We start from the raw sequence: 23,398 nt of genomic DNA, 5'->3' as shown, positions 1-23,398 counted from the left end.
TGTAACTCGTGGGGCCGGTGTTGCTCGTCAGCCTCACGAGTTACAGCAACTCCTTGAGACGGTTCGGCCGCACGCGAGCAGAGGCGTGGCGGGGCATCTCAGTCAGATCCGGTGGTCGCCGCGACCGAGCGCCGACCGGAGCGCGGCCTCGACGGATGCCCAGTCGTGCATGACCTGACGGTAGGTGAAGCGCAGGATGCGGTAGCCGGCCGCGATGAGACGGGCATCCCGATCGGCGTCACGTTCCCGCTCGTGGAACTCGCGGCTGTCGATCTCGACGACGAGCCGGTCGCCGAGCACCGCATCCACCCGATCGGGACCGACCCAGACCTGCTGACGGATGCGGATGCCGAGCCTCGATGCCCGACGGACGAACAGCGTCTCGGTGCCGCTGCCGGCGAGCGGAGTCGCTCTCGAGAGCAGCGCCCGGAGGTGATCGGGCAGGTGACGAGTCAACTGATCGAGCTCGCGCTGTCGCAGCACCTTCTTCTCGAGGGCTGATTCGACCACGACCAGCGCGACTTCGGGTGTCTGACACCGCGCGACATCGACCAGCATCTGCACTCGTCCCGCGAGCAGGCGACTTCCGGATGCCGTCCGCAGCGTGGATTCAGTCGACCAGTGGATGACGGCCTCACCGGGGGTGAGGCGTCGCGTCGCATCGCGTGGGGATCGCAGCTGAGCGGCGCCGGTCGAGACTCCGACGTGCAGCACCGGCGGTGGTTCCGGAACCCAGAGCCCCCGATGCGCTGCGGCAGAGAGGCAGGTCAGCCGGCCGCCCACGCGCGCAGCCCGGACGAGCGGGGCGGGCGTTTCCGAGGCGGAGTACCAGCCCTTGCGGACGTGCGTGAGCTCATGACCGAGAACAAGTTCGCGGATCTGGAGACGCGTCAGCCCCGCGGCGTGAAGCTCTGCGGTGGAGATCAGGCCGCCTCGCCGGGCGATCTCGCGACGGATTCGGTCCACGGTCCGAATCTGGCGGGTGCTCGGACGACGCGACGCGGCAGAGCCTCGTCCGGGGACAACCCGTTCAGCGTCTCGGTTGTGGAGGAAGCCCGCTCGCGCTGCTCAGCATCCACTCGCCTGAACCGTCTCAAGGAGTTGCTGTAACTCGTGAGGCTGTTGAGCAACGTCAGCCACATGAGTTACAGCAACTCCTTGAGACGGTCAGGTCGGGATGCGGGGAGCCGGGCGCGAGGAGCGGACGCCGGGGATCAGGGGGCGACGCGGCCGTTGGCCTCGAACGCGGCGTGGGTGAGCGGCATGAGGGGCTTCCACAGCTCCTCCATCTTCTCGGCCGCCATCTCGATCTCGCGCTGCGGGAAGGAGGGGAAGTGCGAGTCCTCGCGCTTCGTGCGCAGCGACAGGAAGTTCATGAGCGATCGCGCATTCACCGTCACGTACATCGACGAGTAGATCGACAGCGGCAGCACGGCGCGGGCGACCTCACGGGCGACGCCGGCGGCGAGCATCCGCTGGTAGCTCTCGTAGGCGGCCGTGGCGACGCCGCGGCTCTCGGCGACGACGAGCTCGTGCTGCTCGGGCGTGCCCTCTTCGAAGACGTAGGCGCCGGGCTTGCCGACCTGCACGAGGCGGCGCTCGGGCGCGGGCACGTAGAAGACGGGGCGCAGCTCGCGGTAGCGACCGCTCTCCTCGTTGTAGGACGCGATGCGGTGGCGCATGAACTCGCGGAACACGAAGATCGGCGCCTGCACGTAGAAGGTGAGCGAGTTGTGCTCGAAGGGCGAGCCGTGGCGGTCGCGCATCAGGTAGTTGATGAGGCCTCGGTCGCGGTCGGTGGCCTCGGTTCCGGCTGCGGCCGCATCCAGGGTCTTCTCGCCCTGCGTCGAGACGCGGGCGGCGAACAGCACGTCGGAGTCGGCGGCGCTCGAGCGCACCAGCTCGACGGCGATGTCGGAGCGGAACACCGGCTCCGGCGCGGTCGTCGAGGGGGTGGATGCGGCGGCGGACGAGGCGGGGGCGGAAGCGTCGGACACGGCCATCACCCTAACGGTCGGTGCACCCGCGTAGGGTGAGGCGCACCCCGGCCGACCTCGGCCGACGGCGCCGACCGCGGCATCCCCCGAGCTCGCGCGAGCTCCGCATCGAGGAGGACCCCATGGCAGTGACCAGCGAGGCGACGACGCTCTGGTTCGGCGATCTGGCCGGCGGCAGCGGCACCACGAGCCTCGACAGCTCGGATGCGGCGGAGTTCCCCGTCACCTGGGCCGCCCGTGCCGAGGGCGTCGCCGGCAAGACGAACCCCGAGGAGCTGCTCGGCGCGGCGCACTCGGCCTGCTTCTCGATGGCGCTGTCGCACGCGCTCGGCGAGGCCGGCACCCCGCCGGAGAGCCTGCAGGTGACGGCCGCCGTCACCTTCGTTCCCGGCGAGGGCATCAGCGGCAGCCACCTGCTGGTCAGCGCGAAGATCCCGGGCATCACCGAGGCCGACTTCGCCGCCGCCGCGGAGGACGCCAAGAGGAACTGCCCGGTGTCGCAGGCGCTCGCCGGCATCCCGATCACGCTCGAAGCCAGCCTGGCCTGAGGTTCCGGATGCCCGCCTCACGTCGTGTCCTGATCTCCGGGGCGTCCGGCCTCGTCGGCTCGGAGCTCACCCGAGCGCTGCGCGCCGCCGGCGACGAGGCGCTGCAGCTCGTGCGGCGCCCGGCCCGCAACTCGGAGGAGCGGGAGTGGGATCCCGCCGCCGGACGTCTCGACGCCGCCGCCCTCGACGGGGTCGATGCGGTGGTCAACCTCTCGGGCGCCTCGATCGGCCGCATCCCGTGGACGCCCGCCTACCGCCGCGAGCTGCGCGACTCGCGGCTCGCGGCGACCCGCACGATCGCCGAGGCCCTCGCCGCGGCCGGTCGCGGGCCGTTGACGCTCATCAACGCCTCGGCGGTCGGCTTCTACGGCGATCGTCCGGGCGAGCGGCTGACCGAGGACTCGACGCCGGGATCGGGATTCCTGCCCGAGCTCGTGAAGGACTGGGAGGCCGCCGCGCACGGCGCCCCCGACCGCACGCGCGTCGTCACGATCCGCTCGGGCGTCGTCGTCGCGCACGGTGGCGGATTCGGTCCGGTGCGCCAGCTGACGCAGTTCGGCCTCGGCACGCGCTTCGGCTCGGGCGGGCAGTTCTGGCCGTGGATCTCGCTGCACGACGAGGTCGCGGCGATCATCCACCTGCTCGGCTCCGACATCGAGGGCCCCGTCAACCTGGTCGGCCCGACGCCGGCGACGAGCGACCGGGTCACGCGCGTCTACGCGCAGCAGCTGCACCGCCCGCGCGCGCTGCCCGCGCCGGAGTTCGCGGTGCGGATGCTCGGCGAGGCCGGGCAGCGTCTGCTGCTCGACAGCATGGAGGTCGTGCCGACGCGGCTGCGCGCCGACGGCTTCCGCTGGCGTGACAGCGAGATCGACGACGCTGTCGCGGCGGTCGTGCGCGGGGACGCGTAGGCGCCGGACTCCGGTACGCGGGCCGACGGCGCGCGCTCAGCGCGAGAAGCGGATGGCCTGCCGCGTCGCCCAGCGCGCGCGACGGCGGTCGCCGCTCGCGTCGTAGACCAGCCCGAGCCGGAACCACGCGCGCCAGTCATCGGGCGCCTGCTCGACGGCCTCGCGGTAGCGCGGGAACACGGCATCGGCGGCGTCGGGGTCGACGCGTCCGCTCGCGAGGACCGGCAGCGGCTCCGACGGCATGCCGCCCTCGGTCTCGAGCCGCGCCGCGAGCCGGTCGGCGCGCACGGCGAACAGCAGCTCGGCCGCGAGCGCCCAGATGCCGAGCAGCGGCAGCACGATCAGGGCGACGCCGAGCGCGATCGTGATGGGCTGCGCGATCGAGATGAGCAGCACGGCGTAGCCGATCGCGAACACCAGGTAGAGCAGCAGCAGCGCCGCCATGACGATCGCGGCGACACGGGCGCGCAGCAGGGCTCCGGGGCGCCGCGGTGCGCTGCCTGCCGAGGCCGCGGTCGACGGCTCGGATGCCGTGAGTGACTCCGCCGGCGAAGCGGGCTCGGGTTCGGGCGCGGTGCGGTCGTCGCCCGACTCAGGCATCCAGGCCCAGAACCGCGTCGAGTCCGACCGTGAGTCCGCGGGCGGCGGGCAGCGCGCGCAGCGCCGCCAGGATCCCCGCCTCGTAGGAGCTGGGCGAGATCGTCTGGTGGGTCAGCCGCAGCACCTCGCCGTCGCCGCCGAACACGACCTCCTGCTGGGCGACGATGCCGTTCATGCGCATGCTGTGCACCGGGATGCTCGCCACCTGCTGCCCGCGGGCGCGCTGATCGGCGTGCGGGGCGGCGACCGGACCGAGCTCGGCGCGGGCGGCCGTGATCAGCTCGGCCGTGCGGGTCGCGGTGCCCGAGGGCGAGTCGATCTTCGAGGAGGCGTGCGCCTCGATGATCTCGACCGAGTCGAAGAAGCGGCCGGCGATCGTGGCGAAGCGCGTGGCGAGCACCGAGCCGATCGAGAAGTTCGGCACGACGATGACGCCGAGGTCGGGCAGGTCGGCGAGGCGGCGGCCGAGCGATGCGAGCCGCTCCGCGTTCCAGCCCGAGGTGCCGACGAGCACCGGCTTGCCCGCGGTCAGCGCCGCGTCGACGATCGTGGGCGAGACGACGGGCACGGTCACGTCGAGCACGAGATCGGCGTCGGCCAGCGCATCCAGCGAGTCCTTCGACGACAGCGCGGCGGCGACCTCGAAGTCGTCGCTGCGCTCGATCAGCTCGATCGCGAGCCGCCCCATCCTGCCCGTGGCGCCGACGACGGCGACTGCTGCGCTCATGCCGCCAGCCTATCCGCGGTGGACTGCTCGATCCGGCGCGCGCGAGCCGCCCCCGCGCCTAGCCTGGGGAAGTGATCGCCTTCCGAACCGTGCCCGTCGACTCCCCCGAGGCGAACGAGCTGCTCACCGAGTACTTCTCGAGCCGCGAGCTCAGTTTTCCCACGAACCAGGGCGTCTACCGGGTGAAGCTGCCCGACCCGGCGGCGTTCACGGGCGACCGCGGCATCTTCCTGCTCGCCGACGACGACGAGCTCGGGCTGCTGGGATGCGGCGGGGTGCGTCGCATCGACGACGGACCCCTCGGCGCGCGGTGGGAGATCAAGCACCTCTACGTGCGGCCGGCGGCGCGCGGGCAGCGCCTGGGGCGTCGTCTGCTCGAGGAGCTCGAGCGCCGCGCCGTCGAGGCCGGCGCCGCCGAACTCGTGCTCGACACGAACGACAGCCTCGAGGCGGCCGGCGGCCTCTACCGCAGCTCGGGCTACGTCACGATCGAGCCCTACAACGACAACCCCAACGCGACGACCTGGTACGCGAAGCCGGTCACCGCGCCCGCCGCCGACTAGCGACTCAGTAGGGCTGGTCGACCGGCAGGCCCGTGCGCAGCTCGGCCGGCAGGTGGCCGAGGTCGTTATGGGTCAGCAGCACGGGCGGCTTCGCCGAGCGCACCCGGATGATCGTGAGCCCGCAGTTCGCCTGGTTCACGCCCATCCATCGCCAGGCGGCCGCCCCGAAGGCGTGCGCGACGAAGGCGGCGATGACGAAGTTGTGAGTGATCAGCAGCTCATGCCGGTCTTCACGCGAGGGGGTCATCCACTCGGCGAGGGCGTCGGACATCTGCGCCTCGCCGGCGTCGATCTCCTCGGGGGTCACACTGCGGAAGAAGGCCTCGAAGGCGTGCGGCATATCGGGCGAGGGGCCCGAGGGGATGCAGTCCATCAGCAGCGTCGACGGCTCGGCCTCGAGCGAGGGCAGCCGCTCGGTCATGATCTGAGCGGTCTCCTGCGCACGCTGCAGCGGCGAGGTGAAGGCGGCGTCGAAGGGCACGCCGCCGAGGCGCTCGGCGATCGCGCGCGCCTGGCGCACGCCGCGCGGGCTCAGCGGGCCGTCGGGCAGACCGAATTCGGCGTCGCGCTGCTCGCCGTGGCGCACGAGGTAGAGGAAGCGGGACAACTCGGGGCTCCTGGATGCGGTGGTCGGTCGGGCGGCTGGGGTCAGACGGCTGAGGGGCGGCTCAGGCGGCGGACTCGGCGGGCTCTCCCCCGCCGTCGATCCCGTCGATGCCGGTGAAGTCGGCGGCGGATACGGCGCCCACCGCGGCGAGGCTCAGCGGGCGATCGGCCAGCTCGGCCGCGAGGGCGCGCACGTCGTCGAGCTCGACCTCGTCGAGGCGGCGCAGGCTCTCGTCGAGGTCGACGAACTCCCCCGTGCCGAGCTCGCTGCGGCCGAGACGGCTCATGCGGGTGTCGCTGTCCTCGAGCGCGAGGGCGGCGCCGCCGGCCATCTGGCCGCGGGCGCGCCGCAGCTCCTCGGCCGTCACGCCGTCGTGGGCGATCGCGCGCAGTTGGCCGAGCATGAGGTCGACGACCTCGGGCGCGTTGCGCGGCGCGCAGCCGGCGTAGAGACCGAAGACGCCCGCATCCGAGTAGGCCGAGGCGTAGGAGTAGACCGAGTAGGCGAGGCCGCGCTTCTCGCGGATCTCCTGGAAGAGCCGCGACGACATCCCGCCGCCGAGCACCGCGTTGAGCACGCCGAGCTCGCTGCGACGGTCGTCGGCCGCGTTGATGCCGGTCGTGCCGACGTAGACGTTGACCTGCTCGAGCGGGCGGTCGACGACCACGAGGCCGGAGCCGCGCTGGATGCTCGCGAGGCCGTCGGCACGGCGCGCGGCCGGGGCGGCGGCGGCGTCGAGGTCCCAGCCGGCGGCGCGCAGGCCCTGCTCCACCCAGCCGACGAGGGCGACGTGGTCGACGGCGCCCGCGACGGTGATGACGAGCTCGCTCGGCGAGTAGTGGCAACGGTAGTGCTGCAGCACCGCATCCCGGCCGACGGCGCGGATCGAGTCGGGGCTGCCGCCGATGGGGCGGCCCAGCGGATGCGCGCCGAGCACGGCCTCGACGAAGCGCTCGCCGGCCACGTCGCCCGGGTCGTCGTCGGCCATCGCCAGCTCTTCGAGGATGACGCCGCGTTCGCTCTCGAACTCCTCGGCGTCGATCACGCTCGAGGTGACCATGTCGGCGAGCACGCCGACGGCCATCTCGAGGTCGAGGTCGCGCACCTTGGCGTAGTAGCAGGTGTGCTCTTTCGCGGTGAGGGCGTTGTTCTCGCCGCCGACCGCGTCGAAGGCGACCGCGATGTCGAGGGCGCTGCGCTCGGCCGTGCCCTTGAACAGCAGATGCTCGAGGAAGTGGGTGGAACCGAAGCCGCCCTCGGTCTCGTCGCGCGAGCCGACCGCGACCCAGAAGCCGACGGTGGCGCTCTGCGCGCCCGGCACGCTCTCGCTGAGGATGCGCACGCCGCTGGGCAGCACGGTGCGACGCACGCGGGAGCCGCCGGCGGCGGCCACATCGAGCTCGGGCAGATCGAGCGGGAGACGGACAGCTCTGTTCATGGCCCTGCGAGCCTACGTCACCCGTCCGACGCCCGACCTCGGGGCGAGCACGGTCGACCCGTCCCCCGAATTGGGGACCAGGAATTGCGGACAGACAGACTCGTCTGTCTGTCCGCATCGCTTATGCTCATCACGCGGACCGGCGGAGCGGCCCGTCGCACCGGCCGAGGCGAGCCGGGGTCGTCCCCTCGACCCGGAGCACCACGCCAGTCCCGATCGGCCGGACGGGAACCGCTCCGTCGCCCCCGCATGGTCGCGATCGTCTCCCCCGGAGGCGATCGTGACGCGCCCAGGATCAGGAAGTGGCCGGAACCGCGGCCCGTCAGAAGGACAGCCCGTGCCGATCACCTCGCCGCTCACCTCGAGCACCCGGCCCATCGCCCCGGCGAAGCTGCGCATCCTGCAGACCGCGGATGCGCTGTTCACCTCCGAGGGCATCCGCAACGTCGGAATCGACCGCCTCATCGGCGAGTCGAAGGTGACGAAGGCGACCTTCTACAAGCACTACGGCTCGAAGGACCGCCTGATCCTCGACTACCTCGGCTACCGCCACGAGCTCGAGAACGGGCGCATCGACGATCGCGCCGCCGGCAGCCCCGAGGGCGTCGTGCGCGCCGTCGTGGAGCTCGCGATCACCGACATCGAGGCCGAGGGCTTCCGCGGCGACCCCTTCACGAACGCCGCCGCCGAGTTCCCCGAGACCGGCCACCCCGCCCGCGCGATCGTGCGCGAGCACCGCGAGCTGCTGGCCGAGCGAATCGACGACGCGCTGCGCGAGCTCGGCCACCCGATGGCCGGCGAGGCCGCCGACGACCTCGTGCTGGCTCGCGACGGCGCGCTCAGCGGAGCGTTCTCGGGCGACGCGATCGCCGCGAAGAGCGCCCTGCAGCGCAGCCTCGACCGCACGCTGGCGGCCACCGCCTGAGACGGCGCACCTCGACTCCCGCACCGGCGGATGAGGTGAAGTCACAGCCCGCCGGTGCGGTGACCTCCCGCGCCGCTCGGCGGAGCTGACGCGGATGCGGCTCCGGGATGCGGTCGGCTAGAAGCCCTCGCTGGCGCGGTCGAGCCGCTCCACCTGCTGACGGGTCAGCTGTAGCGTCGCGGCCTGCGTCAGGTCGAACACCTGCTCGGGCGAGCTCGCCGAGACGACGGGTGCCGTCACGAGCGGCTTCGAGAGCAGCCAGGCCAGCGCGACCGTCGCGGGCGCCGCATCCCGCTCGCGACCGATGTCGCGCAGGGTGTTGACGACCCGCGCGGCGCTGCGCGAGAACAGCTGCGCCAGGCTGCGGCCGCGCGAGCCCTCGGGCAGTTCGCGGCGGCTGCGGTACTTGCCGCTCAGCGCGCCGCCGGCGAGCGGGAACCGCGGCATCATCGCGAGCCCCTGTTGCGCGGCGACCGGCGCGATGTCGCGCTCGAACTCGCGCCGGAACAGCAGGCTGTACTGGTTCTGCACCGCGATCATGGGCGCGACTCCGAGGTGAGCGCAGGCGACGCGCGCGAGGAACAGGCGCTCGCCCGTGTGGTCGGATCCGCCGAACCAGCGCACCTTGCCGGCCCGGATCAGGTCGTCGACCGCGAGCAGGGTCTCGTCGAACTCGACCTCGGGGTCGTCGATGTGCAGGTAGAGCAGGTCGATGCGGTCGGTCTGCAGCCGCTGCAGCGACGCCTCGACGGCGCGCACGATCGTCCGCCCCGACAGCCCCGGATGCTCGGCGCTCTTGCCCACTTTGGTCGCCAGCACCATCTCGTCGCGCACGCCGCGGTCGCGCATCCACTGCCCGATCATGGTCTCGCTGCGGCCGGCGGCGTAGGAGTCGGCCGTGTCGAGGAAGTTGCCGCCCTGCAGCCGGTAGGCGTCGAGCACGCCGTTCACGACGGGACCGTCGGCGGTCCAGCCGAAGACGTTGCCGCTGAGCGCGACCGGGAACACGCGCAGATCGGAGATGCCGACGCGACGGCGGCGCGCGGCGCCCTCGCCGACGATCGCGGCGGTCTGTGCCGTGGTGGGGACGGTGGGCACCGCGCCCGTGGAGAGCGCGGTCGCCGAGTGCGTCGAGGCGGGCGGGCGCGGCGCGGCGTCTGCGCGCTCCGACCCGTCGCTCATGCGCCTCTCCCCTGGCTCGCGAGCCGGGCCGAGCGCGGGATGCGCAGGGCCCGATTGCGATGCACATTAGCGCCGGCCGGCGACACGCCCGCGAACGCCGCGCGAATCGTTACCGATCCTCGATCTTCGTCTGGCCGAGACCGTCGGGCCGCCCGTCGTTCCCCGACATCTGAGGTCTGACTGTCAGTGCTGTGGATGCGCGGCGCCCGCCCCGGCCGGACCCCTAGCCTGACCGCGGGAGCGCCCGGCCGGGCGCCCGCGACGACGAGGAGAGCGCATGAACGACCCGAACTGGCGACTGCCCGAGGTCCCGTCCTTCGACCTGACCAGCACCGACGTGGAGCACGGCGGCGCGCTGCCGACGAGCGCCCGCTCGGGCATCATGGGCGCCGGCGGCGACGACCGCTCGCCCGCGCTCGCCTGGAGCGACGCCCCCGAGGGCACGCAGAGCTTCGTGCTCACCTGCTACGACCCCGACGCCCCGACCGGCAGCGGCTTCTGGCACTGGTCGGTGCGCGACATCCCGGCCTCGACGACGTCGCTGCCCGCCGACGCGGGGAACCCGGATGCGGGGCTGCTGCCCGCGGGCGCCGTCACCGGCCCGAACGAGGTGAAGCTGCAGCGCTTCCTCGGCGCCGCCCCGCCCTCGGGCCACGGCGAGCACCGGTACTTCTTCACTCTGACGGCGCTCGACGTGCCGACGCTCGAGGTCGACGCCGACGCGAGCCCCGCGGTGATCGGCTTCACGATGCTCGGGCACGTGCTCGGGCGCGCGCAGCTCGTCGGGGTGACGTCGACGCCGTAGGCGCGCATCCACGGACCGTCGGCCCCACGCCGACACGACGAAGGGCCCGGCCCCGCGCGAAGCGGAGCCGGGCCCTCTCGTGTGCGATCCGGAGATCAGCCCTCGGCCGGAGCCTCCGGGCCATCGGCCGACTGGGCCGAGCTGTCGGTGTCGGCAGCCTCGGTCTCCTCGATCACCGGGGCGAGCGAGAGCTTGCCGCGGTCGTCGATCTTGGTGATCTCGACCTGGATCTTCTGGCCCACGCCGAGCACGTCCTCGACGTTCTCGACGCGCTTGCCGCCGGCGAGCTTGCGCACCTCGCTGATGTGCAGCAGGCCGTCCTTGCCGGGCAGCAGCGAGACGAAGGCGCCGAAGGCGGCGATCTTGACGACCGTGCCCAGGTAGCGCTCGCCGATCTCGGGCTGCAGCGGGTTGCCGATCGCGAGCACCTGCGCGCGGGCCGCCTCGGCCGAGGGGCCGTCGACCGCGCCGATGTAGACGGTGCCGTCCTCCTCGATCGAGATGTCGGCGCCGGTCTCGTCCTGGATCGCGTTGATCGTCTTGCCCTTGGGGCCGATCAGCTCGCCGATCTTGTCCACCGGGATGTTGACCGAGATCACGCGGGGCGCGGTCGGGGCCATCTCGTCGGGGGCGTCGATCGCCTGGTTGATGACCGAGAGGATCGCGGTGCGCGCGTCCTTGGCCTGCTTGAGCGCGCCATCCAGAACCGACGACGGGATGCCGTCGAGCTTGGTGTCGAGCTGGATCGCGGTGACGAACTCGCTGGTTCCGGCGACCTTGAAGTCCATGTCGCCGAGGGCGTCCTCGGCTCCCAGGATGTCGGTCAGCGCGGCGTAGCGGGTCTCGCCGTCGACCTCGTCGGAGACGAGGCCCATCGCGATGCCGGCGACGGGGGCGCGCAGCGGCACACCCGCGTTGAGCAGCGACAGCGTCGAGGCGCAGACCGAGCCCATCGAGGTCGAGCCGTTCGAGCCCAGGGCCTCGGAGACCTGACGGATCGCGTAGGGGAACTCCTCGCGGCTCGGCAGCACCGGCACGAGGGCGCGCTCGGCGAGGAAGCCGTGCCCGATCTCGCGACGCTTCGGCGAGCCCACGCGGCCGGTCTCACCGGTCGAGTAGGGCGGGAAGTTGTAGTGGTGCAGGTAGCGCTTCTTGGTGACGGGCGACAGCGAGTCGATCTGCTGCTCCATCTTGAGCATGTTCAGCGTGGTGACGCCCAGGATCTGGGTCTCGCCGCGCTGAAAGATCGCCGAGCCGTGAACGCGCGGGATGACCTGCACCTCGGCGTCGAGCGCGCGGATGTCGGTCAGGCCGCGGCCGTCGATGCGCACGCCGTCCTTCAGGATGCGGCCGCGCACGATCTTCTTGGTGACCGACTTGTAGGCGGCGCTCACCTGGCCGTTGGCGTCGGCCGGCAGCTCGCCCGCCTCGACCTTGGCGGCGACGGTCGCCTTGACGCGGTCCTTGAGCGCGTCGTCGGCGTTCTGGCGCTCGAGCTTGTCGGCGATCTGGTAGATGCCGACGAGCTCGTCGTAGGCCTCGCCCGCGACGACGTCGTAGGTGGCCTGGTCGTAGGCGAGGAAGACCGGGTACTCCTGGATCTCCTTCGCCGACTGCGCGGCGAGCTCGGCCTGGGCCTTGACGAGCTGCTTGAGGAACGGCTTGGCGGCCTCGAGGCCCTGGGCGACGACGGCCTCGTCGGGCTTCGTGGCGCCGGCGCGGATGAGCTCCCAGCTGCCCTCGGTGGCCTCGGCCTCGACCATCATGATCGCGACGTCCTCGGTGCCGTCGGCGGCGGTGACGACACGACCGGCGACGGTCAGGTCGAAGACGGCCTCGGCGAGCTGCGAGTGCTTCGGGAACGCGACCCACTGGTCGTCGCCGCCGTTCGAGCCCGGCATGAGGGCCAGGCGGATGCCGGCGATCGGGCCGCTGAACGGCAGACCCGAGATCTGGGTCGAGGCCGAGGCGGCGTTGATCGCGAGGGCGTCGTAGAACTCGTCGGGCGCGATGCTGAGCACCGTGATGACGATCTGCACCTCGTTGCGCAGGCCGTCGACGAACGACGGGCGCAGCGGCCGGTCGATCAGACGGCAGACGAGGATCGCCTCGGTCGAGGGGCGGCCCTCGCGGCGGAAGAACGAGCCGGGGATCTTGCCGGCGGCGTAGGAGCGCTCCTCGACGTCGACGGTCAGGGGGAAGAAGTCGAAGCCCTCGCGCGGGTGCTTGCCGGCGCTCGTGGCGCTCAGCAGCATCGTCTCCTCGTCGAGGTACGCGGCGACCGCGCCCTGCGACTGCTGCGCGAGGCGTCCGGTCTCGAAGCGCACGGTGCGCTTTCCGAAGCGGCCGTTGTCGAGCACCGCCTCGGCGAACTTGATCTCGGGACCCTCCATGGGTCTCTCCTTTGCTTTCCGCGATGCGCGCGGAATACCTCAGGAGCAGGAGCGGGCGAAGAACGCCGGCACGCGCAGGAGTGCGCGTCACGGCCGGGCGTGGCTCTGGCCAACAGTAGAAGCGCTCCGAGCCTCAGACGCTCGGAAGACCACCACCGGTGACCAGCTTCGCGCCGGTCTGCTCCGATTGTGCGGCCACCGGACGGTGGCCACGGGAAGCGTAGCAGGTGAGGGTTTCCCGGGCCGGGAGGCTCAGGCGACGAGCGCGTCGACGGGGTGCTCGTGCCGGCCGAGGCCGCGGTAGTCCCAGCCCGCGGCACGCCAGGCGGTCGCGTCGAGGCAGTTGCGCGCATCCAGGATCAGTCGCGCGGGCGTCGCCGCGGCGAGCGCCGCCGGGTCGAGGTCGCGGTACTCGCGCCACTCGGTCAGCACGAGCACCGCATCCGCCCCCGCGACCGCGTCGACGGCCGCATCGACGCAGCGCAGCTCGGGTCGCGCGACGCGCACCTTCGCGACGGCGTGCGGGTCGTGCGCCACGACCTCGGCGCCGAGCAGAGCGAGCTCGGTCGCGACCGACAGCGCCGGCGAATCGCGGATGTCGTCGGAGTCGGGCTTGAAGGCGAGTCCCAGCACCGCGATGCGACGGCCGCGCAGCCCGCCACCCAGCGCGGTGCGCAGCAGCTCGACGGCCCGGTGGCGGCGGCCGAGGTTGATGCGGTCGGCCTCACGAAGAAGCGAACCGATCGAGTCCTCGCCCAGCTCGGCCGCGCGGGCGCCGAAGGCCCGGATGTCCTTGGGCAGGCAGCCGCCGCCGAAGCCGAGCCCGGCGCCCAGGAAGCGCCGGCCGATGCGCGCGTCGTGACCGATCGCATCCGCCAGCAGGGTGACGTCGGCGCCGGTCGCCGCGCACACGTCGGCGACGGCGTTGATGAACGAGATCTTGAGGGCGAGGAAGGAGTTCGCGCTGACCTTGACCAGCTCGGCGGTCTCGCGGTCGGCGACGATGCGCGGGACGCCGGCGGCGAGCTGGGGCGCGTAGACGGCGTCGAGCAGGGCGGTCGCGCGCTCGGCCGCGGCCGGCTCGTCGCCGACGCCGTAGACGAGGCGGTCGGGACGCAGGGTGTCGTCGACCGCGTGGCCCTCGCGCAGGAACTCCGGGTTCCAGACCAGCTCGGCGCGGCCGCCGAGAAGCGGGGCCAGGCGTCGTGCCGTGCCGACGGGCACGGTCGACTTGCCGACGACGAGCGCTCCGGGCGCCAGGTGCGGGCGCAGCGCGGTCAGCGCCGCCTCGACGTAGCCGAGATCCGCCTCGTCGCCGCCGAGACGCTGCGGCGTGTTCACCGCGACGAAGTGCACCTCGGCGTCGGCGGCGTCGGCCACCTCGGCGCTGAAGCGCAGACGCCCGGCGCGCATCCCCTCGCCCAGCAGGGCCTCGAGACCCGGCTCGTGGAAGGGCACGCGACCGGCGCGCAGCGCGGCGATCCGCTCCGGATCGACGTCGACGCCGATCACGTCGTGACCCTGCGACGCCATGGCGGCGGCGTGCACCGCGCCGAGATAGCCGCAGCCGATGACCGAGATGCGCATGGATGCTCCTTCTGCCGTGATCCGGCGGATCGGGGGTGTGCGGGGTCGGCGTGGTGGGCGCGGGGTGCCGGCTGCTCAGACGTCGCGCTCAGACGCCCGTGCTCTGCTCGCCCGCGACGAGGTGCACCGCGGCGGCGTGCTTCGCGACGAGCCCGTCGCCGGCGCGACGGCCGCGCACGCGGCGTCCCGCCCACGGCGCGGCGTGCTGGAGGAGCCAGCGCGCCGTCGGCAGACGCTCGCCGGGAGCGTCGGCGTCGGGCCGCGCGGGGCGGCCGTCGGCGCTGACGTGCACTGCCGCATCCAGGGCCTCGAAGGCCCCGGCGCCGGGCACGCCCAGCGCCGCCGCCGCGCGGTAGCAGAGAGTGCGGTGGCCGATCGAGCTGAGGTGCACGCGATCGGCCGCCCAGTCGCCGGCGTCGGCGAAGGCGCCCGAACCGCCCACGTCGACGAAGCGCGCGCCCGAGGCCGCGCACTGCACGGCGAGCTCGCGGTTGAAGCGGCGGAAGCGCGCCCGCAGCGGCCCGAGCCCGCGGTACGACGGGGCGAACACGCCGATCACCAGCACGTCGGCGCCCGTCGCGCGCAGCCGGGCGACGCCGGCGCCCAGGCGCCGCGCCAGCGCGATCGGATCGGCGTGCAGCCGCACCAGGTCGTTCGCGCCGACCAGCACGCTCACCAGGTCGGGTGCCATCGCGAGGGCCTTCGGCAGCTGCTCGTCGAGCACCTCGTCGACCCGCTTCGAGCGCACGGCGAGGTTGGCGTAGTCGAGCGACCGCGTCGCATCGGCGCTCGCCAGCAGGTTCGCGAGGCGGTCGGCCCAGCCGCGCCACTCCCCCGCCGCCTGCCGCGAGGCGTCGCAGAGCCCCTCGGTGAGCGAGTCGCCGAGGGCGACGTAGCGGGTCCAGCGGCGCGGCGCGATGCGGCTCGGCACGACGGCGCCGCGCGCGGCCCGCACGTCGTCGTAGTGCTCGAGCAGCTCATCGCCGAGGCGCTCCCAGGTGCGGGCGGCGACGGAGGCGCGTGCGGCATCCGCGAAGGCCCGGCGCTTGGCGTCGTCGCCGATCAGGTCGGCGACGCGGGCGCGCAGATCGACCAGGTCGCCCGGCGTGTACAGCCAGCCGGTGCGGCTCGACTGCACGAGGTCGAGCGGACCGCCGCGTCCCGTGGCGACGACCGGCACCCCGCTCGCGAGCGCCTCCTGGATCGTCTGGCAGAACGTCTCGTGCTCGCCCGGGTGCACGAACAGATCGAACGACGCGACCGTGCGCGCCAGGTCCACGCCCGAGCGGAAGCCGAGGAAGCGCGCCTCGGGCAGCGCCCGCTCGAGCAGGGGACGGCTGGGGCCGTCGCCGACGACGACGAGGCGCACGCCCGGCATCCCCTGCAGCGCGGCGAGGTCCTCGACCTGCTTCTCGGGCGCGAGCCGCCCGACGTAGCCGACGATGAGCTCGCCGTCCGGGGCGAGCTCGCGGCGCAGCGCCTCGTCGCGGCGGTGCGGCGCGAACAGCTCGGCGTCGACGCCGCGGGCCCACAGCTTGACCCGCTCGATGCCGAGCGCCTCGAGCCCGGCGATCGCGGCCGACGACGGCGCGAGCGTGAGGTCGGCGGCGTTGTGCAGGCGGGCGAGGTGGCGCTCGAGCAGCCCCTCCGAGGCTGGCAGACCGTACTTCGCCGCGTAGCCCGGGATGTCGGTCTGGTAGATCGCGACGCTCGGCACCCCGAGCGCCTCGGCGGCGCGCAGCCCCTGCCAGCCGAGCACGAACGGCGCCGCGAGGTGCAGCACGTCGGGCTTGAAGTCGGCGAGCGACGTCGTCAGCGTGCGCGTCGCGGCGAGGGCCACCCGCACCTCGGGATAGCCCGGCCACGGAACCGAGCGGTAGCCGGTGAAGCCGGCGCCGTGCAGGCGTCCGGTCTCGAGCGGCGTGCGCCCCGGACCCGGGGCGAGCACGAGCGCCTCATGGCCTCGTGCCTCGAGGTGCTTCAGCACCCGCAGCATCGAATTGGTGACCCCGTTCATCTGGGGCAGGAACGATTCGGCGACCAGCGCGACCCTCACGACTCACAGCGTCGCCGACGCGCGACGCCCGCCGCGCCGGAACCGGCCGAGGTCACCGATGCTTCGCCGGATCGTCGCCGACCGGTCGCCGACGCGACGCCGCCCGGTCGCCGCACGCGGGCCATCGGCGCCGACCCGGCAGCCGCGCGTCCGACATCCGCCGTTCACCCGGCCCGGCGACGCTGACCGCGTGAGCGAACCGTGGATGGCCGACCTGGCCGCCTCGCCGTGGCTGCTGCCGGCGCTGTTCGCCCTGGTGGTCGTCGACGCCTTCGTGGTCGTGCTGCCGAGCGAGACGCTGGTCGTCGCTCTCGGCTCGCTCGCCGCATCCACGGGATCGCCGGCGCTGTGGGCGGTCGTGCCGGTCGCCGCGCTGGCTGCCGTGATCGGCGACAGCGCGCTGTTCGGCATCGGCCGGCGGGTCGGCCTCGACCGGTGGGCGTGGATGCGCCGCGGACGCCTCGGCTCGGCTCTGGCGCGAACGCGCGCGACCGTGCGCCGACGCCCGGCCGTGCTCGTGTTCACGGCGCGGTACATCCCCTTCGCCCGCATTGCCGTCAACCTCACCGCGGGAGCGTCGGGGCTCGCCTACCGCCGCTTCCTGCCGCTCTCGGTCGCGGCGGGGATCGGCTGGGCGCTCTACAACACCGGCGTCGGCGCGGCCTTCGGCGCGCTGCTGCGCGACCGGCCGCTGCTCGCGGTGGGCTGCTCGGTCGTCGTGGCGATCGCGCTGGGCGTGGGGATCGACGCGCTCGTGTCGCGGTGGGGCCGCCGGCGCGCATCCACCGCACCGAGCGCACCGAAGACGTCGCCCGACGCCGACTGACGCCGCGTCGACTCACCGTCGGGTCTGTCCCCCGAAGACGGGCTCATCCGGGACAGCACTGAGACCGAACCACTGTCCGAGGCGGTGGTGACCCGATGATCACCGGCTCCTGAGCGGAGGGGGCGCGAGCTCCGGTCCCGGCGCGCCGACTCCCCTGCGGCCCCGGGACCGGATCGCGGTGGATGCGCGACGCGCGAGCCCGCCGAGATCAGGCCGAGCGCGTCGCCGCGGCTCCGCCGCTCGGGTCGAAGCCGACCGGCAGCGCGAAGGGGTCGGCCGGCGCGACGCGACGCGAGCGGCGCACGGCGTCGGCGAGGTCGGAGCCCGCGCGGTCGATGCGCTCGGCGAGCGCCTCATCGCCGCCCCAGTCGCCCGACGCCGCGTAGACGGCCGTCGCCAGCGCATCCGCGCGCAGGTAGGCGAACAGCGGGCGCAGGGCGTAGTCGATCGCGAGCGAGTGCCGCTCGGTGCCGCCGGTCGCGCCGAGCAGCACGGGCATGCCGCGCAGGGAATCCTTGTCGAGCACGTCGATGAACGACTTGAACAGCCCGCTGTAGCTCGTGGTGAAGATCGGCGTGACGGCGATGACCCCGTCGGCGGCGGTGAGCGCGTCGATCTCGGCCTGCAGGCTCGCGCTGGCGAAGCCGGTCAGCAGGTTGTTCGTCACGTCGATCGCGTGGTCGCGCAGCTCGATCACGCGCACGTCGACCTGCTCGCCGTCGAGGGCGAGCTCGCGGGCGGCGGCCTCGGCGAGGCGGTCGGCGAGCAGACGGGTCGACGAGGGCTGCGAGAGTCCGGCCGAGACGACGACGAGCGAGCGGGACATGCGGCGATCCTTCCGGGATGCCTCTCCCGCGGCCCGGGCGGATCGCCCGGACGAGGAAGAGGGTCGATGCGTATGCATCGACCCTCTCAACCGGGACGCGATCCCGGCTATTCCCCCGCGCTCATCGGCGGCGCGACACGGCGCGCGAGCCGCGCGGCGCGCGAGCCGCGCCGCCGGACTCAGTGCCCGCGCCCGGCCAGCTCGCGCTGACCCGGGCCCGCCGCATCCCCGTCGTCGGCCGTCGTCAGATCGTTGACCGCCGTGTGCGGATCCTGCCGCGCGAACCGCGCCTCGTCGAAGGGCTTGCGGCCGTGCAGCACCTCGCGCACCCGGTCGGGGTCGATCTGCCGCGTCCAGGTCCCGATCAGCAGCGTTGCGACCGCGTTGCCGGTGAAGTTCGTCAGCGCGCGGGCCTCCGACATGAACCGGTCGACGCCGACGATCACGCCCACGCCGTCGACCAGATCCGGCCGGTAGGTCTGCAATCCGCCCGCGAGCGTCGCGAGCCCGGCGCCGGTGACGCCTGCCGCGCCCTTCGAGGCGATGATCATGAACACCAGCAGGCCGATCTGCTCGCCGATCGACAGCGGCGTGCCCATCGCCGTCGCGATGAACAGCGACGCCATCGTCAGATAGATCGCCGTGCCGTCGAGGTTGAACGAGTAGCCGGTCGGCACCGTGATGCCGACCACCGGCTTCGCGACGCCGACGTGCTCCATCTTCGCGATCAGTCGCGGCAGCGCCGCCTCCGACGACGAGGTCGCCACGATCAGCAGGTACTCGCGGCCGAGGTACTTCATGAGGCGGAAGATGTTGACCCGCGTGAAGGCGTAGAGCAGACCGCCGAGCACCACCACGATGAACAGGATGCAGGTGATGTAGAAGCCGACCATGAGCGTCGCCAGGCTGAGCAGCGCCCCCGCGCCCGTGTTGCCGACAACCGCCGCGATCGCGCCGAACGCTCCCACCGGGGCCAGCCACAGGATCATGGTCAGGATGCGGAACACGAGCGTCTGGATCGAGCGGATCGCATCCAGGATGCCCGTCGCGCGGTCGCCCATGCGCTGCAGCGCGAAGCCGACCAGCAGCGCCACGAGGAGGGTCTGCAGGATGCTGCCCGACACGAGCGACGACACGAGCGTCGTCGGGATGATGCCGAGGATGAAGTCGGAGGTGGTCGTCGCCTCCGTGTTCTCGGTCTCGTAGTGCGCGTTCGAGAGGTCGAGGCCCTCACCCGGGTGGATGATGTTGCCCACGATGAGCCCGATCGCGAGCGCGAAGGTCGACATGACCAGGAAGTAGACGACCGCGAGCCCGCCGACCTTGCCGACCGTGGCGGCCTTGGCGATGCTGCCGACGCCGAGCACGATCGTGCAGAAGATGACCGGCGCGATCATCATCTTGATCAGGTTGACGAAGCCCTTGCCGACCGGCTCGAGCGTCGTGGCGAAGTCGGGGAAGAGGATGCCGACGAGCGCGCCCAGCACGACCGCGGCGATGACGAGGATGTAGAGCCAGTGGTTGCTCTCGATGCGGCGCAGGCCGCGGCGGGGGGACGGTAGCGTCATTGCCATGTTCCGGTGATTCCCATCCGGTCGACACGACGTCGTGTCGGCCCTCGTGACAAGGTGATCGCCCCAGAGTGGTCGCGCCCGCGGGCCGGCGGAACTTGTGTTCATATCGGTTGCAGGAGCGAGGATGCCCATGACCGGGTCGCGCGCGGTGAGCATCGCGGGTCGCGTGTTCGCGGTGCAGCTGGCCGCGGCCGTGCTCGTCGCCGGCGCCCTGCTGGCGGTGCTGGCGGTGGATGCGCAGCGCTCCGCCGAGCGCGACGCCGCCGAGACCTCGCTGTCGGTGGCGCGCACGGTGGCCGTCGATCCGCGGGTGCGCGCCGACGTGGACGCGGCCGATGCGACGGAGCGGCTCGAGCCCTACGCGCTCGAGCTCGTCGACGAGGCGGGCGTCGACTTCGTGACGATCATGACGCCCGACGGGATCCGGGTGACGCATCCGGATCGCAGCGAGATCGGCAAGCTCTTCCGCGGCACGATCGCGCCGGCGCTGCGCGGTGAGGAGATCACCGAGACCTTCACGGGCACGCTGGGCCCGTCGGTGCGCGCCGTGGTGCCGATCGAGCGTGACGGCGCCGTGGTCGGGCTGGTATCGGCGGGCGTCACGACGGCGAACGTCGGCGGCATCGTGGCGGGGCGCGTCCCCTTCGTGATCGTGGTGACGCTCGCGGTCGTGCTGGTCGGCGCGGTGACCGCGTTCGTCGTGCAGCGCTCGCTGCGGCGCACGACCGGACGGCTGGCGCCGGCCGAGCTGCGGCGGATGGTCGGCTACTACGAGTCGGTGCTGCACGCGGTGCGCGAGGGCCTCGTGCTGAGCGACCGCGAGCACCGCGTCGTGCTCTACAACGACGAGGCCGCCGAGCTGCTGGGTCTGCCGCCGGCGGGGACGGTCGCGCTGCCGGCGTCGGCCGAGTCGCTCGGGGTCGGCGCCGCCGTGGCGGGCCTGATCGGCTCGGGGCGGCGCGTGGTCGAGGAGACGCACCTCGAGGGCGCGACGCTGCTGCTCGTGAATCAGGAGCCCGCCGAGCCCGCGGTCGGCTCCCCCGCCGACGCCGGCGGCTCGGTCATGACCCTGCGCGACCAGAGCCGGCTGCAGCAGCTGATCGGCGAGCTCGATTCGACGCGCGGCATGCGGGATGCCCTGCGCGCCCAGGCGCACGAGCACGCCAACACCGTGCACACGCTCGTCGGGCTGCTCGAGCTGGGCCGGGTGGAGCAGGCGATCGAGCTGGCCTCGGAGTCGACGCGCACGAGCCAGGAGCTGGCCGACCGGATGCTCGCGACGGTCGACCATCCCGTGCTCGGCGCGCTGCTGCTCGGCAAGACGGCGCAGGCGAACGAACGCGGCGTCGAGCTGACGGTGTCGGCCGCGCCGGGGGCCGTGCCGCCGCTGACGGCGTCGGCGCTCGTGTCGGTCGTCGGCAATCTGGTCGACAACGCGATCGACGCGGCGCTCGCGGCGGAGGCGCCGCGCCGGGTCGAGGTCGTGCTGCGGCACGCGGATGCGGAGACCGACGGCGACCGACCCGCGGTCGAACTGCGGGTGACCGACACGGGCCGCGGCATCCGCCCCGATCTGGCCGCCACGATGTTCGATCTCGGAGTGACCAGCAAGAGCGATCCCGGCGGCGCGCACGGCAACGGCCTCGCGGTCGCCCGGGCGACGGCGCGCGCGGCCGGCGGCGATGTCGTCTTCGCGCCCGGCACGCCGACGACCGTGGTCGCGAGCTTCCCCGTGCCCGTGCCGGCCTCGACGACGGGAACGCCTGCATGATCCGCGTGCTCGTGGTCGACGACGACCTGCTGGCCGCCGAAGCGCACGCCGCCTACGTCGAGCGCGTCGACGGCTTCGCGGTCGTGGCGGTGGCGCACAGCGCGGGTGAGGCGCACGCGGCGCTGACGACCGTGCATCCCGGCGCCGTCGACCTGGTGCTGCTCGACCTGACCCTGCCCGACGCGCACGGCCTCGAGCTCGCGCGCCGGCTGCGCGCCGAGCGGGTGCGCGTCGACATCATGGCGATCACGGCCGTGCGCGACCTCGAGGCGGTGCAGACGGCCGTGTCGGTCGGCGTCACGCAGTACCTGATCAAGCCCTTCGGCTTCCCGGCGCTGCGCGAGCGGCTCGAGCAGTACCGGGCATTCCGCGACGGGCTCGCCGGCGACGCGGCGACGACGCAGGGCGACGTGGATGCACTGCTCGCCCACCTGCGCCCGGCCGGCGCCGCGGCTCCCCTGCCCAAGGGCCTCACGGCCACGACGCTCGACGCCGTCAGCTCGGCTCTGCGCACCGCGGCGCAGCCGCGCTCGGCGAGCGAGCTGGCCGCCGCCCTGGATCTCTCGCGCGTGACCGCCCGCCGCTACCTGGAGCACCTGGCCGAGCTCGGGCTGGCCCGGCGCTCGCAGCGCTACGGCACGCCCGGGCGACCCGAGGTGGCCTACGCGTGGGCAGGCGCGAGAGGCGACTGACTCACCTCGTCACCCCCCGCGGGGCGGATCCGCGCCGAGCAGGGCCGTGCCCGAGGGCAGCGCCCGGATCTCGACGCGGCGGATGTCGTCGCGCGCCAGCGCGGTCGACGCGGTCAGCCGCACGTCGTCGCGATCCGCGACCCGCCAGGTCGAGATCTGGCTCTCCTCGCCGTCGCGGTCGATCACGTAGAGCCCGTAGAGCCAGCCGCCGGCCGGCGGAGTCGCCCCGCCCTGGCCGTAGCCGCAGTCCATGTCGATGCGCGTGCCCCAGCCCTCCGGCGTCAGGTGCACCGAGGCGCTCAGCGACGAGTCGACGACGCGGTCGAGCGCGATGGCGGGCGTTCCCCCGCCGGCCGTGTCCGAACCGGGAGACGTCGACGCGCCGCCGGCGAGCCGCGCGAGCGTCAGCGGGATCGCGACGACGAACGCCACGACGGCGAGCGCCGCCGCGAGTCCGACCAGTCGTCGGCGACGCCGCCGCCGACGATCGCGCGCGACCACGTGCGCGACGAGGTCACGCGGCGGGGTGGCGGCGACCGCGAGCACGTCGGGTCGCGCATCCACGGAATCGGCGTCGGGGTCGGTGTCGGCGTCGGCGTCGGCGTCGGCGTCGATCGACGCCGCCCGCTCCGCCGTCAGCCGGCCGAGCAGCCCCGGCATCGGCGCCAGCGCGCCGATCGCCGCACGGCAGCGCTCGCAGACCTCGAGATGCGCCTCGTACTCGCGGCGCTCGGCCGAGTCGAGCGCGCCGAGCACGTAGGCGGCATCCCACTGGGCGTAGCGCTCGTGATCGGGTGCCATCAGCGCGTCACCCCTCTCTCCTGCAGGGCGAGCCGCAGTGCTCGCAGTCCGTAGTGCAGTCGCGACTTCACCGTTCCCGGCGGGATGTCGAGCTCGCGGGCGACCTCGGCGATGCCGCGGCCGCCGTAGTAGGCGTGCACGAGCACGCTGCGGTGCTCGACGCTCAGCGTCGCGAGGGCCTCGGCGACGAGCAGCGACTCGAACACCCGATCGGTGCGGTCGGGCTCGGCGAGCTCGGGCGGCTCGTCGACCACGAGCTCGTGGCGGTGCCGGGCGCTGCGCGCCTGGTCGATCACGAGGTTGCGGGCGACCGTCAGCATCCAGCTGCGCACGCTCTCGGTCTGCTGCAGGATGCGCGGGCTGCGCCAGGCGCGCAGCAGCGTCTCCTGCACGACGTCGTCGGCGCCCGCGTGGTCGCCGGTGAGGTGCACGACATAGCGCCACACCGCCGTGGCGTGGGCGTCATGCAGCTCACGCAGCCGCGTGGCGTCGTCGACGGTCATGGCACCTCCTGACCTCTCAACGGGATAGCACGCCGAGAGGTTCAGGAGGCGCGGTCACGAGAATCC

The 23,398-nt window shown here is 73.1% G+C and carries 23 protein-coding genes; 9 read left to right on the top strand and 14 right to left on the bottom strand.

The window, feature by feature from the left end:
• Nucleotides 1-102: 102 nt before the first annotated feature.
• Entirely contained in the window at nt 103-510 is a 408-nt protein-coding gene (locus FJ658_RS14675) for an endonuclease domain-containing protein (protein ID WP_181408472.1), read from the bottom strand.
• 345 nt (nt 511-855) lie between these two features.
• On the opposite strand from FJ658_RS14675, the gene FJ658_RS16200 reads away from it, so the two are divergent.
• On the top strand, nt 856-1,110 hold the full coding sequence (locus FJ658_RS16200) for a hypothetical protein (RefSeq protein WP_181408471.1): 255 nt from the start codon (nt 856-858) through the stop codon (nt 1,108-1,110).
• 104 nt (nt 1,111-1,214) lie between these two features.
• Here the strand turns inward: FJ658_RS16200 and thyX are convergent, their stop codons facing one another.
• Nucleotides 1,215-1,928: an FAD-dependent thymidylate synthase gene (gene thyX, locus FJ658_RS14665; protein WP_255447760.1), complete on the bottom strand. Its 714-nt coding sequence runs from the start codon at nt 1,926-1,928 to the stop codon at nt 1,215-1,217.
• Nucleotides 1,929-2,119: 191 nt separating this feature from the next.
• Here thyX and FJ658_RS14660 point away from each other — a divergent pair, with 191 nt between their 5' ends.
• Together FJ658_RS14660 and FJ658_RS14655 are read left to right on the top strand one after the other, a co-directional pair.
• Complete coding sequence (locus tag FJ658_RS14660; protein WP_141146124.1) at nt 2,120-2,545, top strand: OsmC family peroxiredoxin; 426 nt, start codon at nt 2,120-2,122, stop codon at nt 2,543-2,545.
• A gap of 8 nt (nt 2,546-2,553) precedes the next feature.
• Entirely contained in the window at nt 2,554-3,456 is a 903-nt protein-coding gene (locus FJ658_RS14655; protein WP_141146123.1) for a TIGR01777 family oxidoreductase, read from the top strand.
• Nucleotides 3,457-3,492: 36 nt separating this feature from the next.
• Here the strand turns inward: FJ658_RS14655 and FJ658_RS14650 are convergent, their stop codons facing one another.
• Nucleotides 3,493-4,056 carry a tetratricopeptide repeat protein gene (locus FJ658_RS14650; RefSeq protein WP_370454813.1) on the bottom strand — a complete coding sequence of 188 codons (564 nt, stop codon included), beginning with the start codon at nt 4,054-4,056 and terminating at the stop codon, nt 3,493-3,495.
• Nucleotides 4,049-4,783: a 4-hydroxy-tetrahydrodipicolinate reductase gene (gene dapB / locus FJ658_RS14645; RefSeq protein WP_141146122.1), complete on the bottom strand. Its 735-nt coding sequence runs from the start codon at nt 4,781-4,783 to the stop codon at nt 4,049-4,051. Before dapB ends, FJ658_RS14650 begins: the two co-directional genes overlap by 8 nt.
• 71 nt (nt 4,784-4,854) lie before the next feature.
• Here dapB and FJ658_RS14640 point away from each other — a divergent pair, with 71 nt between their 5' ends.
• Complete coding sequence (locus tag FJ658_RS14640) at nt 4,855-5,346, top strand: GNAT family N-acetyltransferase (protein WP_141146121.1); 492 nt, start codon at nt 4,855-4,857, stop codon at nt 5,344-5,346.
• A 4-nt stretch (nt 5,347-5,350) separates the two neighbouring features.
• Here FJ658_RS14640 and FJ658_RS14635 read toward each other — a convergent pair whose 3' ends face one another.
• Complete coding sequence (locus tag FJ658_RS14635) at nt 5,351-5,953, bottom strand: histidine phosphatase family protein (RefSeq protein ID WP_141146120.1); 603 nt, start codon at nt 5,951-5,953, stop codon at nt 5,351-5,353.
• 61 nt (nt 5,954-6,014) lie between these two features.
• Nucleotides 6,015-7,391: a pitrilysin family protein gene (locus tag FJ658_RS14630; protein ID WP_141146119.1), complete on the bottom strand. Its 1,377-nt coding sequence runs from the start codon at nt 7,389-7,391 to the stop codon at nt 6,015-6,017.
• A gap of 337 nt (nt 7,392-7,728) precedes the next feature.
• On the opposite strand from FJ658_RS14630, the gene FJ658_RS16195 reads away from it, so the two are divergent.
• Nucleotides 7,729-8,316, top strand: coding sequence for a TetR/AcrR family transcriptional regulator (locus FJ658_RS16195; protein WP_181408470.1), 588 nt, complete (start codon nt 7,729-7,731; stop codon nt 8,314-8,316).
• Between the two features lie 117 nt (nt 8,317-8,433).
• Here the strand turns inward: FJ658_RS16195 and FJ658_RS14620 are convergent, their stop codons facing one another.
• Nucleotides 8,434-9,498, bottom strand: a complete 1,065-nt coding sequence (locus tag FJ658_RS14620; protein ID WP_181408469.1) for an aldo/keto reductase — start codon at nt 9,496-9,498, stop codon at nt 8,434-8,436.
• Nucleotides 9,499-9,775: 277 nt separating this feature from the next.
• Here FJ658_RS14620 and FJ658_RS14615 point away from each other — a divergent pair, with 277 nt between their 5' ends.
• Complete coding sequence (locus FJ658_RS14615) at nt 9,776-10,303, top strand: YbhB/YbcL family Raf kinase inhibitor-like protein (protein ID WP_141146117.1); 528 nt, start codon at nt 9,776-9,778, stop codon at nt 10,301-10,303.
• Nucleotides 10,304-10,398: 95 nt separating this feature from the next.
• On the opposite strand, the gene FJ658_RS14610 is transcribed toward FJ658_RS14615, so the two are convergent.
• From FJ658_RS14610 to FJ658_RS14600, 3 genes are all read right to left on the bottom strand, one after another.
• Nucleotides 10,399-12,696 carry a polyribonucleotide nucleotidyltransferase gene (locus FJ658_RS14610; RefSeq protein ID WP_141146116.1) on the bottom strand — a complete coding sequence of 766 codons (2,298 nt, stop codon included), beginning with the start codon at nt 12,694-12,696 and terminating at the stop codon, nt 10,399-10,401.
• Nucleotides 12,697-12,948: 252 nt separating this feature from the next.
• On the bottom strand, nt 12,949-14,283 hold the full coding sequence (locus tag FJ658_RS14605; RefSeq protein WP_141146115.1) for a UDP-glucose/GDP-mannose dehydrogenase family protein: 1,335 nt from the start codon (nt 14,281-14,283) through the stop codon (nt 12,949-12,951).
• An 88-nt stretch (nt 14,284-14,371) separates the two neighbouring features.
• A complete protein-coding gene (locus tag FJ658_RS14600; RefSeq protein WP_141146114.1) occupies nt 14,372-16,339 on the bottom strand; it encodes a glycosyltransferase in 1,968 nt (655 codons plus the stop codon).
• A 190-nt stretch (nt 16,340-16,529) separates the two neighbouring features.
• On the opposite strand from FJ658_RS14600, the gene FJ658_RS14595 reads away from it, so the two are divergent.
• A complete protein-coding gene (locus FJ658_RS14595; protein ID WP_255447756.1) occupies nt 16,530-17,165 on the top strand; it encodes a DedA family protein in 636 nt (211 codons plus the stop codon).
• Between the two features lie 208 nt (nt 17,166-17,373).
• Here FJ658_RS14595 and FJ658_RS14590 read toward each other — a convergent pair whose 3' ends face one another.
• Entirely contained in the window at nt 17,374-17,991 is a 618-nt protein-coding gene (locus FJ658_RS14590) for an FMN reductase (RefSeq protein ID WP_141146113.1), read from the bottom strand.
• Nucleotides 17,992-18,170: 179 nt separating this feature from the next.
• A complete protein-coding gene (locus tag FJ658_RS14585; protein WP_370454812.1) occupies nt 18,171-19,559 on the bottom strand; it encodes a cation:dicarboxylate symporter family transporter in 1,389 nt (462 codons plus the stop codon).
• A 136-nt stretch (nt 19,560-19,695) separates the two neighbouring features.
• Here FJ658_RS14585 and FJ658_RS14580 point away from each other — a divergent pair, with 136 nt between their 5' ends.
• Nucleotides 19,696-21,336, top strand: a complete 1,641-nt coding sequence (locus FJ658_RS14580; RefSeq protein WP_181408468.1) for an ATP-binding protein — start codon at nt 19,696-19,698, stop codon at nt 21,334-21,336.
• Entirely contained in the window at nt 21,333-22,028 is a 696-nt protein-coding gene (locus tag FJ658_RS14575) for a response regulator (protein WP_141146110.1), read from the top strand. Before FJ658_RS14580 ends, FJ658_RS14575 begins: the two co-directional genes overlap by 4 nt.
• 9 nt (nt 22,029-22,037) lie before the next feature.
• Here the strand turns inward: FJ658_RS14575 and FJ658_RS14570 are convergent, their stop codons facing one another.
• Complete coding sequence (locus FJ658_RS14570) at nt 22,038-22,829, bottom strand: zf-HC2 domain-containing protein (protein WP_141146109.1); 792 nt, start codon at nt 22,827-22,829, stop codon at nt 22,038-22,040.
• On the bottom strand, nt 22,829-23,332 hold the full coding sequence (locus FJ658_RS14565; protein WP_141146108.1) for a sigma-70 family RNA polymerase sigma factor: 504 nt from the start codon (nt 23,330-23,332) through the stop codon (nt 22,829-22,831). The genes FJ658_RS14570 and FJ658_RS14565 overlap by 1 nt, the downstream gene beginning before the upstream one ends.
• Nucleotides 23,333-23,398 lie beyond the last annotated feature (66 nt).

The sequence above is a fragment of the Schumannella sp. 10F1B-5-1 genome (assembly GCF_006517535.1).
Lineage (GTDB): Bacteria > Actinomycetota > Actinomycetes > Actinomycetales > Microbacteriaceae > Schumannella.
This window is presented reverse-complemented; position numbering and strand designations above follow the sequence as displayed.